11 protein-coding genes are annotated in these 13,284 nt (G+C 61.0%); 4 read left to right on the top strand and 7 right to left on the bottom strand.

Going from position 1 to position 13,284, the window contains the following annotated elements; translation table 11 throughout:
• Positions 1-33 precede the first annotated feature (33 nt).
• The 3 genes from trmA to B7L72_RS16890 form a co-directional block, all read right to left on the bottom strand.
• Complete coding sequence (trmA, locus tag B7L72_RS16900) at positions 34-1,143, bottom strand: tRNA (uridine(54)-C5)-methyltransferase TrmA (protein ID WP_081195611.1); 1,110 nt, start codon at positions 1,141-1,143, stop codon at positions 34-36.
• 49 nt (positions 1,144-1,192) lie between these two features.
• Positions 1,193-1,990, bottom strand: a complete 798-nt coding sequence (gene murI / locus B7L72_RS16895; RefSeq protein ID WP_081195610.1) for a glutamate racemase — start codon at positions 1,988-1,990, stop codon at positions 1,193-1,195.
• A 146-nt stretch (positions 1,991-2,136) separates the two neighbouring features.
• Entirely contained in the window at positions 2,137-2,682 is a 546-nt protein-coding gene (locus B7L72_RS16890) for a hemerythrin domain-containing protein (RefSeq protein WP_081195609.1), read from the bottom strand.
• Between the two features lie 237 nt (positions 2,683-2,919).
• Between B7L72_RS16890 and B7L72_RS16885 the strand changes: the two genes are divergently transcribed.
• The gene (locus tag B7L72_RS16885) at positions 2,920-4,254 is read left to right on the top strand and encodes a replication-associated recombination protein A (protein ID WP_081195608.1); all 1,335 of its coding nucleotides are present in this window, start codon (positions 2,920-2,922) and stop codon (positions 4,252-4,254) included.
• Between the two features lie 62 nt (positions 4,255-4,316).
• On the opposite strand, the gene lolA is transcribed toward B7L72_RS16885, so the two are convergent.
• Together lolA and B7L72_RS16875 are read right to left on the bottom strand one after the other, a co-directional pair.
• A complete protein-coding gene (gene lolA / locus B7L72_RS16880; protein ID WP_016914486.1) occupies positions 4,317-4,970 on the bottom strand; it encodes an outer membrane lipoprotein chaperone LolA in 654 nt (217 codons plus the stop codon).
• A gap of 149 nt (positions 4,971-5,119) precedes the next feature.
• Positions 5,120-8,329 (bottom strand): DNA translocase FtsK, encoded by a 3,210-nt coding sequence (locus tag B7L72_RS16875; RefSeq protein ID WP_081195607.1) that lies wholly within the window; start codon positions 8,327-8,329, stop codon positions 5,120-5,122.
• Positions 8,330-8,447: 118 nt separating this feature from the next.
• On the opposite strand from B7L72_RS16875, the gene aat reads away from it, so the two are divergent.
• The 3 genes from aat (at position 8,448) to infA (ending at position 10,320) form a co-directional block, all read left to right on the top strand.
• Entirely contained in the window at positions 8,448-9,197 is a 750-nt protein-coding gene (aat, locus tag B7L72_RS16870; RefSeq protein WP_081195606.1) for a leucyl/phenylalanyl-tRNA--protein transferase, read from the top strand.
• 32 nt (positions 9,198-9,229) lie between these two features.
• A complete protein-coding gene (locus B7L72_RS16865) occupies positions 9,230-9,964 on the top strand; it encodes an arginyltransferase (protein WP_081195605.1) in 735 nt (244 codons plus the stop codon).
• A gap of 137 nt (positions 9,965-10,101) precedes the next feature.
• Positions 10,102-10,320 carry a translation initiation factor IF-1 gene (infA, locus tag B7L72_RS16860; RefSeq protein ID WP_007111068.1) on the top strand — a complete coding sequence of 73 codons (219 nt, stop codon included), beginning with the start codon at positions 10,102-10,104 and terminating at the stop codon, positions 10,318-10,320.
• 198 nt (positions 10,321-10,518) lie between these two features.
• Here the strand turns inward: infA and clpA are convergent, their stop codons facing one another.
• Together clpA and clpS are read right to left on the bottom strand one after the other, a co-directional pair.
• Positions 10,519-12,795, bottom strand: coding sequence for an ATP-dependent Clp protease ATP-binding subunit ClpA (gene clpA, locus B7L72_RS16855; RefSeq protein ID WP_081195604.1), 2,277 nt, complete (start codon positions 12,793-12,795; stop codon positions 10,519-10,521).
• 155 nt (positions 12,796-12,950) lie between these two features.
• The gene (gene clpS / locus B7L72_RS16850; RefSeq protein ID WP_371317426.1) at positions 12,951-13,274 is read right to left on the bottom strand and encodes an ATP-dependent Clp protease adapter ClpS; all 324 of its coding nucleotides are present in this window, start codon (positions 13,272-13,274) and stop codon (positions 12,951-12,953) included.
• Between the last annotated feature and the right edge of the window lie 10 nt (positions 13,275-13,284).

Raw genomic sequence — 13,284 nt, 5'->3', positions numbered from 1 at the left:
GCACTATTGACAAGCGGCCCATGACACTTGCGTTCAAGCGCTCCGCCGTGTCAACAGCACCCCGCACTCACAGTGGTGGGTAAACGGAAACTGGTCGAACAAAGCAAAACGCTCGATCTGATGGGTTTTGGTGAGCTGCGCCAAATTGTCGGCAAGCGTGACCGGGTTGCATGAAATATAGACGATTTGCGCGTACTCGCTGAGCTGTTCGCAACTCTGCTCGTCCAGCCCGGCTCTGGGCGGGTCGACCAGCACGGTGGAGAAACGGTAATCCTCCAGCCCTATCTCCGCCACTCGCCGTCCGGCTTTTTCGCCTTTCAGCGCCAGCGCAAACTCCTCTGCCGACATGCGCGCCACGTGCGCGTTGTTGATCCCGTTGGCTTCCAGGTTGACATTGGCGCTGGCCACCGAGGTACGCGAAATTTCCGTGGCCAGCACGCGGCGGAAATTCTCCGCCAGCGCAATGGTGAAGTTGCCGTTTCCGCAATAAAGCTCGACCAGGTCTTCCTGCTGACGTCCGGCCGTCACCTCACGGGCCCAGCTCAACATCGTTTGGCAGATATGCGCATTGGGCTGGGTAAAACTGTTTTCGACCTGCTGATAGTGCAGCGTACGGCCATCCACCTCCAGGCGCTCCCAGACGTGGTCACGGCTGAGCACCAGGCGCTGTTTGCGCGAACGGCCAATGATCATGATGTCCAGCTCGGCTTCCAGAGCACGCGCCTGCTCTTCCCAGGCGTCGTCCAGCGGACGATGGTAAATCAGCGTGACCAGCGCTTCTCCCGACAGCGTGGTCAGAAACTCCACCTGAAACAGCCGGCGGCGCAGCACATCGCTGGCCAGAAAGGCATCCCGCAACTGCGGCATCAGCTCGTTGATGCGTTCGCTGGCCACGGCAAACTGGTCCAGACGAATGACCCGCTTCTGTTTGGGGTTGTCAGAGTCGACCTCGAACATGGCATAGAACAGATCATCGTCTTCATGCCAGATACGAAACTCGCAGCGCTGCCGATAATGGCTGGCGGGCGAGGGATACACTTCGAGCCCAGGCGGCGCAAAGTCCGCGAACATCTGTTCCACGTAGGCTTGTTTGTCAGCCAGCTGTTCGGCGTAGCGTGCCGGATCGACGGTAGGGATGGCCAAGGTGGCTCCTATTGACTGGAAAATTGAACTTAGCGGCAGCGGCTCACCGTTAATCAGCGTCGGGCAGCGCGAGCAGCTGGGGGGCACTGAAACCGTACCGCGCCATGCCATCGGCCAGGGCAGCAGCGGGCGCCGTGGTAAAACAACGGCCATCCGGCACGCTGCTGATCAGCGTGGCGGCTACCTGTCCAACGCGCCGCGCGATGGCGTCTCCAGAGTCCACCCAGGCCAGCGGTACGGGGGAGAGTGACACCAGCAGCGGCTGCAGCAACGGAAAGTGCGTGCACCCCAATACCACGGTATCCAGGGCAGGGGTCGCCTGGGTCGCCTCCCAAAGCGGGGCTAACGCCTGCTGAATATGAGCGGCGTTCAGCGGCTTTCCCGCCAACCAGGCTTCGGCTTCCACTACCAGCGGGTCTGCTGCCAGCCGCGTGACGCGGCAGTCGCTGGCGAAGCTTTCGATCAATCCTTGGGTGTAAGGGCGGTTGACCGTGGCCGAGGTGGCCAGCAGGCCAATATGGCGCGTCGTGCTGACCTGCGCGGCGGGTTTGATGGCGGGCACCGTACCAATCACCGGCACCGCCAGCGCCTGACGCAGCGCTTCCAGCGCCAGCGTGCTGGCCGTGTTACACGCCACCACCAGCACGCTGGCCTGGCAGGCGGCCACGGCGGCCTGGCAAACGTCCACGATACGCTTGGCCAGCACCACGTCATCGCGCAGACCGTAAGGAAGCCAGGCATTATCGCAGGCGTAACACAGCGAGGCGTGGGGGTAGTGCTGACGCAGCGACTGAGCCACAGAGAGCCCACCCACACCAGAGTCGAACACCAGTACGGGGCCGGGCATCAGTGGTTACCCAGCCGATCAATCGATATTGGGGATACGTTGCCCACCCTGCGCTGCCCTCTTTGCATGAACGTTTGCATAGATAATCAAAACGGGGCGCTAGTTTAACACGCCCCGTGCAGCGCTGAAGGGGGAGACCGCGGGAATTACAGCGAGGGCACCTCGGCACCGCGCAACTCGGCGTAAAGCTCAGGATAGGCCAGCTGTAAACGCTCGAGTTCTTTCTCCGCACCTTCCGGCAGCGCCTGGCGCAGCTCTTCCAGCTCCTCGGACGTGAAGTGCTGGTCGATCAGCGGGAACAGCCCTTCCCGCTCGTGGCGCAGATAGGCGCGGTGCGCTTCCAGATACGACTTCAGGTCGTCCGCGAAACGGTCCATGGGTAGAATGTTGTCCATGAGAATCATATCGATATCATGGGACAGGCGCATCAACCGAGGCTTGAGCTCACGGTAGTCATCGGCCATTTGGGTCATCAGCGGCTGATGCTCCGTCGCTTGCGCTTGCAGCCGCTCGACGCAGATTCGTTCGAGAGGCGCGGCAAAACCATCCATGTAAGACAAGATGTAGTCGACCACTTCACGCATTAGTTGAAAGTCAGGCCGCTCTCCTTCGGCCAGCGTTTTATGCTTGAGTTGAAGCACATGCAGCATGCGCGCCATATTGGCATGATCCAGACGCAGTTGGTTTAACATCTTGCCGTCTCCTTTGATAAGTATCGTACCCCGTGCTTCCCCTACCGAAACCAGGGTACGCGACCATGATCAGGGTTCTACTACACTAGCGTTAATCCTTGTCTTGCGCCTGGGGATTTGGCCAACCAATGCAGAACTTCCCAGTTACGCCCAAAGGTAGCCTGACGTAGCGCTACTTACCACAGACACTTGTTAAGCATTGAATGTTCAACGTAACGATTTACAACGGAAGTTGCCATGGATCTTTTTGATACTCAATCCACCGAAGAGGCGCCGCTTGCCTATCGCATGCGCCCTCTAACCCTCAACGAATACGTTGGCCAGCAGGCGCTGGTGGGGCCAGACAAGCCGCTGCGCCGCATGGCCGAATCGGGTGTCGTTCGCTCGATGATTCTCTGGGGCCCCCCCGGCGTGGGCAAGACCACCCTGGCCGAACTGCTGGCCCGCGCCTCCGAAACGCACCTGGAGCATTTGAGTGCCGTGATGGCCGGGGTCAAGGAAATTCGGCTGGTGGTCGAGGGCGCCCGCCAGCGTCAGACACCCACGTTGCTGTTTCTGGATGAGATTCATCGGCTCAACAAGAGCCAGCAGGACGCGCTGTTGCCCCACGTGGAGTCAGGGCTGCTGACCCTGATCGGCGCGACCACGGAAAACCCCTCCTTCGAGGTGAATTCGGCGCTGCTTTCCCGCGCTCGGGTCTACGTGCTCAAGGCGCTCTCTCAGCAAGAGCTGATGCAAGTGATGCAGCAGGCCCTCGACAGCGACAGCCGAGGGCTCGGCAAACGGCGCATTCAGGTGGAACCGGGGGTGCTGGAAGCGTTGGCCCACGCCAGCGCTGGCGATGCCCGGCGGGCCTTGGGGCTGCTGGAGACGGCCTGCGACTTCACCGACGCCATCGCAGGCCGGGAAGTGCTGCGTAAGGCGGTACTGGCCGACGTGGTGGGCCACCAGGCTAGCGCCTTCGACAAACAGGGGGATGCCTACTACGACCTGCTGTCGGCCATTCACAAGTCGGTTCGCTCATCGCGCCCGGATGCCGCCCTGCTGTACATGGCGCGCTTTCTTCAGGGAGGCGGCGATCCGCTGGATATCGTGCGCCGTTTGACGGCCATTGCCTCGGAAGATGTGGGCAATGCCGACCCACGGGCACTGCCACTGGTGATCGCCGCCTGGGATGCCTACCTGCGGCTGGGTGATTACGAAGGCCAACGCGCCATTGCCCATGCCGCCATTCACCTGGCAGTGGCCCCCAAGAGCAACCGGGTCGACCAGGCCTGGAAAAGTGCTCGACAGTTCGTGGCACAGCAGCCTCAGCTGGAAGTCCCCAGCTACCTGCGTAACGCCCCAACCAAACTCATGGAGCAATTGGGCCATGGGCAAGGTTACCGCTACGCCCATAACGAGCCCCACGGCTACCCGGCAGGCAGCGCACACGATTGCTGGCCAGACGAAGTACCAGCAGCCCGCTTTTACGAACCCAGTGAGCTGGGTCAGGAGAAACGCTTTGCCGAGATCATGGCCTGGCGAGCACAGCAGGACCAACAAGCAGATCAGGCACCCGAAGGTGCCTGATCAAGAGGTGCTAATACAGAGATGCCAAGCGGAAAGAGCGTTTTAAACAGCAAGCACGCTGCCTACCACTCTTCACGGATGACGTCGGTGCCGTCCGGGATGTCGAAGTCGAACAGGCTGCGGTCGATGCTGCCATTGCGGGTGATATCGCTGAAGGTAATCGAAGTACGCTGCCCGGTGCTGTCCATCATCCACAGCTCGGTCAGGGTTTGCTGGTCGAACACCATGCTGAGCTCTTCGAACAGCGTATCGGCAGAGGTGGGAATCAGCGTAAAGACGTCATCGCCATCCTGCTGCTCGTAGAACACGTCGTAGCTGGCCGTCAGCTCGGTGGCACTTCCGGAAAGCAGTAGCGCCGGCGTGTGCGTGACACGGTCATCCATGGCCTGAACGGTGACCTGCTCCAGGTCCGGGTCGTACAGGTAAACGTCTTCCCCATCGGACACGACGGTTTGCGAATAAGGAGCGTCGACTTCCCAGCGCAGCAAGCCAGGACGTGACAGCCACATTTCGCCATGAGCACTTTGCAGGCGCTGGCCGCTGCCATCGAGAATCCGCTGCTCGAAGCTGGCATGGTAGTTCTCGAGAGGGTCGAGACGCTCGGTGAGGCGTTCGGCCGCTTCGTTGGCCCAGGCCATGGGTGCGGCAAAGGTAAGCCCCAGTGCGCTAGCAGCCAATGCCAATGCAGGCGAGCGACGTTGAGTAGGTTCGCGCATAGTGATTCTCCCTAGGCAGTCATTGCCAAAAGCGGATGAGGCACGGAGCAAGCGCTGCTCCTGATGCCATTCAGACGCGAAAAACGCCGCAGGGTTGCACCTGCGGCGCGACTTTCACGCTTGTTGCATGATTGACGAATACCGATGGCTCAATGGCCCACCGGCGGCGGCGCCAGCACCTCGCGGGAACCGTTGCCCCCCATGGAGGAGACCACGCCTGCCCCTTCCATGGCTTCCACCAGGCGTGCCGCGCGGTTGTAGCCAATCTTGAAACGGCGCTGAACCGCCGAGATGGACGCCTTGCGCGTTTCCGTGACGAACTGGACCGCCTCATCGTACAGCGCATCCTGCTCGGCATCGTCACCCTCTACGCCTTCGGCTTCGAGGCCCGTCAGCGCATCGGCTGAAACACCGCCCGACAGAATCTCGTCGATGTACTCCGGCTCACCGCGGCGCTTCCAGTCATCGACGACCCGGTGCACTTCATCATCATCCACGAACGCGCCATGGACCCGGTTGGGCGGGCCCGACCCGGCCGGCAGGTAGAGCATATCGCCATGCCCCAGCAGACTCTCTGCACCGCCCTGGTCGAGAATGGTGCGCGAGTCGATCCGTGACGAGACCTGGAACGCCATCCGCGAGGGAATATTGGCCTTGATCAAGCCCGTCACTACATCCACCGAAGGGCGCTGGGTGGCCAGAATCAGGTGAATACCGGCCGCCCGGGCTTTCTGGGCCAGTCGGGCAATCAGCTCCTCCACCTTCTTGCCCACGATCATGAACATGTCGGCGAATTCGTCGATGACCACTACGATATAGGGCAGTTTTTCCAGTATCGGCGGTGTCTGGTGCATCTCCCAGGGCTCCGGCTCCCACAGGGGGTCCGCCACCTGGGCACCGGCGCGGGCGGCCTCCTCCAGCCGACCATTGAAGCCCGCAATGTTGCGCACTCCCATGGCAGCCATCAGCTTGTAACGACGCTCCATTTCCGCCACGCACCAACGCAGGCTGTTGGCGGCCTCTTTCATGTCCGTCACCACGGGGGCCAGCAGATGCGGGATGCCATCGTATACCGACAGCTCCAGCATCTTGGGGTCGACCATGATCAGCTTCAGCTCGTCAGGCTTGGCCTTCAGCAGCATCGAGATCAGCATCGCATTGACCCCGACCGACTTACCCGATCCGGTGGTACCGGCCACCAGCAGATGCGGCATCTTACCCAGATTGGCGACCACGGGTCCGCCACCGATGTCCTGGCCAAGGGCCATGGTCAGCGGTGAGCTCTCCTGCTGGTAGCGATCGGAGTCGATCACTTCACGCAGCCGAATCATAGCCCGATGAGGGTTGGGTATTTCGATACCGACCGTAGGACGGCCCGGAATGACCTCGACCACGCGCACGCTTTTCACCATCAGCGAACGCGCTAGGTCCTTGGCCAGGTTACTGATCTTGGAGACCTTCACCCCGGCGGCTGGCTTGATTTCGAAACGCGTGATGACAGGCCCAGGCCAAGTGTCCACCACTTCTGCCTTGACCCCGTATTCACGCAGCCGGACTTCCAGCAGCTCGGCCATGTCCGCCAGCTGCTCGTCGGTATAGTTGGGCTGATGGGGCTCGGGCGGGGTCAGCAGTTGCAGGCTGGGCACCTCCCCCTCGGGCTCGGCGTGGGTCTCGAAACTGGGCCGCTGGCTCTGCAGATGCTCGACGGTCCACAGCGTAGGGCCGTTATCGGGCTCTGCCTGCGGCGGCGTATCTGCCGCCAGGGTTGGCTCATGGCGTGGCCCTGCCGCCACCGGTGCTGGGCTGACGGGCAGCTCTTCGTCATCCTCGTCCCATACCGGCTCGGGCACGACCTCGGGCACCCGCTCGCGGCGTGGCTCTGCCGCCAAGCGCACCGGGGTCGGTTCAGCCGGTGTCGATGCAGCCAGATGTTCGGGAACGACGGCCAGCGGCGCCTCCTGGTGTGTCTCATCGTCCGGGTCGCGGGCGCTCAGCGACGTGGGCGCGGCCAGCGCAGCATCGTCTTCTCGGGAGGCCCTCAGCGGCGCCTCCTCAGACACTGGCTCATCGGCCACGGATTCAGCGAGAGCTGGCTCATCGACCACCGGTTCATCGACTGTCGGCTCGTCAATCTTTGAGTCGGGCGCTGTCGGCTGCGACGCGGCAGATGGCGTCTCCGTGGCGGAAAACGACATCATTGGTTCATGCGACGGCTCGACCGACTCCTCGACGAACGCCCTGGCAGGTACTGCAACCTCGGGGGCGCGCTCCTCCTGCACAGGCGCAGCAGGCGCCTGTGCAGCTGGCTCGGGGCTCGGGGCCGATGAGGCGCTCGACGGTGCAGCATGGCGCTCGCTCAACACGGCCGCTGCTTCCCAAGGAATGGAGATATCGCTATCGGGAGCCGTTGCCGTAAAACTGGGTTCGCGGCGCTCACGACGCGGCGCAGGTGAGCGCTCGCTTACCTCGTCATCGCCACGGCGGGCTGAAATGGGTGTACTGCTTCCCTGAGGTTCGGGCGTGGCATAGAAGGCATCGTCCGGGGCGGGCTCTGGGTCGGTACTGGTATCGCTGGGCTCGACCCAGGAGCGCTTTTTCACCTTGCTGGCCGCCGCTTTTCCCGCCGCGCGAACGGCTGCACGTTCGGCACGCTTTTCGCGGCTTTTGGCACGACGCGCACTGAACCAGCCGCCCACTCGGCAGAGCCTGCGCCCTACCTCATCGGCCACTTGCAGCCAGGAAGTACCGCTGAACAGCGGAAAACCAATCAGAATCAACGCCGCAGCAATCAAGCCCACCCCACCGCTGCCCACCAGCGGCTTCAGCGTCCCCACCAACCCTTCTCCCAGAATTCCTCCAGAAGCGTAAGGCAAAATACTGTTGGGATGATAAAAATGCAGTGCACCCAGCGTGGTGGTGCCAAACATCAGCAGCACGAGGCCACCCGCCCGCACGGCAATGGCCACCGGGTCCAGCTCGAAACGCACCTGGCGTGAGCGCATCAACCACCAGGCCGAATAGCCAAACATGGCAGGCCACCATAGAGCGCTGGCCCCCAACAGTGAATAGAGCACGTCGGCCAGCCAGGCGCCGACCGGGCCCATCCAGTTACGTACCTGCGTCTCAGGCCCCTGGTAAGACCAGCCCGGATCTGCCGGGTGATAGCTAAACAGTGATAACAGCAAGAAGACGCAGATGGCCAACATCACCACCACGACGCCTTCACGGGCCGAGCCCTGCAGGCGCAGGCCGAACCGGCGCGCCTTGTCCTTTGCCGCCGTGACACGCGTCGATGAACGAGATGGCGACTGGCGCGCGTTACGCTGCGTTCGCTTGTCTACCGTCTTATTTACTTTCAAGCGATTCTCCCTTTACACCACACTGGTGTCTTTAATCCACTTGCGAGTTGGCATCATACCGAGCATCCTTCCGCCGTCACAGCGCTTCTAATCAAGCTACATGTCACAGGAGCAAGCGATGCTACCCTGGCTCTCTTCGCCAACCCCTTTTTTCCCGTCGACCGAGCAGGCATTGGCGTCGCCCAACGGCCTGCTGGCTGCCGGTGGAGAGCTTACCCCAGCGTGGCTGGTCGAGGCTTACCGAAAGGGTATTTTTCCCTGGTACAGCGATGACGACCCCATTTTGTGGTGGAGCCCGGACCCACGCATGGTGTTATTGCCTGCACAGTTTAAGCTACGTCGCAGCTTAGCTAAACGCCTGCGCCATGGTGGCTTCAGTGTGACCCTGGATCAACACTTTTTAGCCGTGCTGGATGCCTGCGCGGCGCCGCGCCGGGGCGAACCCGGCACCTGGATCACCGCCGAGATGCGCCACGCGTATCACACCCTACATACTCTGGGCATCGCCCATAGCATCGAAGTGCATCAGGCGGGGAATTTGGTGGGTGGCCTGTATGGCCTGGCCATGGGGCCGGTGTTCTTCGGCGAATCCATGTTCTCGCGCGTACCCGATGGCTCCAAGATCGCTCTCGCCCACCTGGCATATGCCATGCAGTCCCATGGCGGCCAGTTGATCGATTGCCAGATGCACACCCCCCACTTGGCCAGCCTGGGCGCAACAACTGTCGCTCGCCGCACGTTCATCAACTATCTTGAACAGTGGTTACCGGAAAAAACATTCTGCTTACCCTCAACCCCTGATCAGACGCCTGTCGTGCCCGCCTCGCCCTGGCTTAATGCTCTGCCGAATGCCATCGAGGCGAGATGATGGCGTCACTATCCACTTCAAGGAGGCAAGCCGTGAGTAGTAACGCTCCTCGCCGCCCCGTGCGGGATCTGCGCTTCTTCCTGACCGTTCCTCATGCCTGCAGCTACCTTCCCGACAAGGAAGCGACCACGCTATTTCTCGACCCGCAAGAGTCGCCTGTCCCCGGGGTATACGACTCGCTATCCCTGCTCGGGTTTCGTCGCAGCGGGCGACACTTGTACCGCCCACACTGCGAAGGCTGCAATGCATGTCGTTCGGTGCGCATTCCCGTCAACGGCTTCAGGCCCAACCGCACCCAGCGCAAGGTTTGGCAACGTAATACGGATATCACGGTGCGCGTCATGCCTGCCCACTTCGACCCCGGCCACTACGCGCTGTACGCCGATTATATTCGGCTACGCCATGCCGACGGTGATATGTACCCGCCCAGCCGTGACCAGTACCGTACTTTCCTGACGCTGCAGGAGCCCTACGCCCATCTGATGGAGCTGCGCCTCGAGGATGAGCTGGTGGCCGTGGCCGCCTTCGACCAGCTGGAGCACGGGCTGTCGGCCATTTACACGTTTTTCAAAGTGGACGACGCGCTGGAAAAACGTTCGCTGGGTACCTACGCCATCCTGCAGCTCATCGCGCTTTGCGAAAGCAGACAGTTGCCGCACCTTTACCTGGGCTACTGGATAGAGGAGTGCCGCAAGATGCGCTATAAGCAGGCGTTTTCACCCATCGAGGTGCTGGACGGGCGCCACTGGCGGCCTTTAATTCGTTAAACAGGCCAGCTTTTTTGCCTTGACGCCAGGCTTACGGCACAATATAGCGCTGTTGCTAAGCGCATCGGACCTTTGCCGATGCGCGACAAGTAAATATTTGACCAACCACGACGTAAAAAAGTGAGGATCTGCCTAATATGGCACGCGAAGATCATATTGAAATGGAAGGCGTTATTGTCGATACCCTTCCCAACACCATGTTCCGTGTTGAGCTGGAAAACGGCCATGTGGTCACTGCCCACATCTCTGGCAAGATGCGTAAAAACTACATCCGCATCCTGACCGGCGACAAGGTCAAGGTCGAACTGACGCCCTACGACCTCTCCAAAGGCCGCATCGTTTATCGCTCACGCTAACCGCCTGCAGGCAACGCAGTTTCTTGCCTGCGCTTTACCCCCCTGCCTTTCTCTGCAGGCTGTACCGCACTTACCGTACTGCCACGGTAGCGCCGTATAGTGCCGTACTGCATCGCGCTTTAGCGTATTGCACCGCTCGCTAAAAACGACAACGCCCCGTCGAAGACAGGGCGCTGCGTGTCGTAGGAACCGCGCCCGTCAGGGCGCGTCCGCCATCTCCGTCTCGGTGGAGAGATGCAGTTCCCCCTCCTCCAGACTGACATGTACCATGCCTCCCTGCTCGGCCAACTCGCCAAACAGGATCATCTCGGCCAACGGCTTCTTGAGCTTCTCCTGAATCAAGCGAGCCATTGGACGGGCACCCATGTCCGGGTCATAGCCTTTCTCTGCCAGCCAGTCGCGAGCGATATCGTCCACGTCCAGCTGCACACGCTTCTCGTCCAACTGCGCCTGTAGCTCGATCAGGAACTTGTCGACGACGTTGCGTACCACCGAGGTCGGCAAAGCATGGAACTGAATGATGCCGTCCAGGCGGTTGCGGAACTCGGGTGAGAAAGTACGGCGGATGACCTCCATGGCATCGGTGGAGTGATCCTGACTCTGGAAGCCAATGGAGCGCCGTGACGCCTGCTCGGCCCCTGCGTTGGACGTCATGATCAGGATGACATGGCGGAAATCGGCTTCGCGCCCGTTGTTATCGGTGAGGCGACCGTGATCCATGACCTGCAGCAGCAGGTTGAAGACTTCAGGATGCGCCTTTTCGATCTCATCGAGCAGCAGCACGCAGTGCGGCTGTTTGGTGACGGCCTCGGTCAACAAGCCTCCCTGGTCGTACCCCACGTAGCCGGGAGGTGCACCAATCAGACGCGACACCGTATGGCGCTCCATGTACTCGGACATGTCGAAGCGTACCAGCTCGATCCCCATGATGTGCGCCAGCTGCTTGGCCACCTCCGTCTTGCCCACGCCGGTCGGGCCAGCGAACAGGAAGCTGCCCACCGGTTTGTCAGGAGATTTCAGCCCGGCGCGCGACAGCTTGATGGCTGCCGACAGCGTATCGATGGCTTCGTCCTGGCCGAAGACCAGCATTTTCAGGTCGCGATCCAGCTTCTCGAGCAGTTTACGGTCCGAACTCGACACACTCTTGGGCGGTATGCGGGCAATCGACGCCACCACGGCTTCGACCTGCTCCACATCGATGGTTTTGGCACGCACTTCCGGCGGCAGCATGCGCTGGTGCGCACCGGCTTCGTCGATGACATCGATAGCCTTGTCGGGCAGATGACGGTCATTGATGTAGCGATCCGCCAGACGAGCGGCACTCTCCAGCGCACCGTCGGTGTACTTCAGCTCGTGATGCTCTTCGAAGCGCGAACGCAGCCCCTTGAGGATCTTGATGGTGTCTTCCACCGAGGGCGCCAGCACATCGACTTTCTGGAAGCGACGCGCCAGGGCACGGTCTTTTTCGAAGATGCCGCGGAACTCCTGGAAGGTGGTCGAACCGATGCAGCGCAGTTCACCCGACGAGAGCAGCGGCTTCAACAGGTTGGAGGCATCCATGACGCCACCGGACGCTGCCCCTGCGCCGATCACCGTATGAATCTCATCGATGAACAGAATGGCATTGGGCTGCTTGCGCAGCTCGCCCAGCAGGCTCTTCAAGCGTTTTTCGAAGTCGCCGCGGTATTTGGTGCCGGCCAGCAGCGCGCCCATGTCGAGGGAGTAGACGACGGCATCGGCGATCACGTCCGGTACGTCTTCTTCGACGATACGCTTGGCCAGCCCTTCGGCGATGGCCGTCTTGCCCACGCCCGCCTCACCCACCAGCAGCGGGTTGTTCTTGCGACGACGGGCCAGAATCTGCACGACGCGCTCGAGCTCGTGGTCACGACCGATCAGCGGGTCGATCTTGCCCTGACGCGCGTGCTCGTTGAGGTTGGTGGCATAGCCGGTCAGCGGATGGGCCGCCCCTTCGGCACTGCCCTCCTCGACATCATCGCTCTCTTGTGAAGAAGGTGATGACGATGGACCGTGACCCGACACTTTGGAAATGCCGTGGGCGATGTAGTTAACGGCATCCACCCGAGCAACGCTCTGCTGCTTGAGGAAATAGACCGCCTGGCTCTCCTGCTCGGAGAAGATCGCCACCAGCACGTTGGCGCCGGTCACTTCGCTCTTGCCCGAGGATTGGACGTGGAATACGGCACGCTGCAGCACACGCTGGAAACCAAGCGTAGGCTGCGTTTCGCGATCGCCCTGCCCTTCCGGGATCAGCGGCGTGGTCGAGTTGATGAAGTCCTGCAGATCGGACCGCAGCTTGTCGAGGTTTGCCCCACACGCCTTCAGCACATCGACCGCGGAGGCATTGTCCAGCAGTGCCAGGAGCAGATGTTCGACGGTCATGAATTCGTGGCGCTTCGAGCGAGCCACGGTGAAGGCCGTGTTCAGGGTCAGTTCAAGTTCTTTGCTCAGCATGGCAGTCCCCTTTTCGCTACTACCTAGGGCATGTTGCCACCTAGGGCTTGCGTCGGATCAGTTTAATCGACCGGCACTTTCAACATCGGGTACAAATGGCGTGGTTGCAAGCCCCAAGGCTACTTTTTTTCAACGCTGCATGCGGTGCAGCATGATCAATCCGCAGCCTCGATGTCGCTCATCAGCGGGTGCTCGCACTCACGGGCATACTCATTCACCTGATAACTCTTCGTTTCTGCAATGTCGCGGGTAAAAATGCCGCAGGTCGCCTTCCCTTGGGTATGCACCGCCAACATTACCTGTACGGCTTTCTCGTTATCCATATTGAAAAAGCCCTGCAGTATTTCGACGACGAATTCCATCGGCGTGTAGTCGTCGTTATGCAGCACCACCTTGTACAGAGGCGGCTGGGCCAGCGCAGGCTCGGCGGGCTGTACGGCCAGATCATCTTCATACTCGGGCATACCAGGACGCGTCATGCCTGCATGC

It is taken from the genome of Halomonas sp. BC1 (genome assembly GCF_002078135.1).
In the GTDB taxonomy this organism is placed as follows: Bacteria; Pseudomonadota; Gammaproteobacteria; order Pseudomonadales; family Halomonadaceae; genus Vreelandella; species Vreelandella stevensii.
This window is presented reverse-complemented; position numbering and strand designations above follow the sequence as displayed.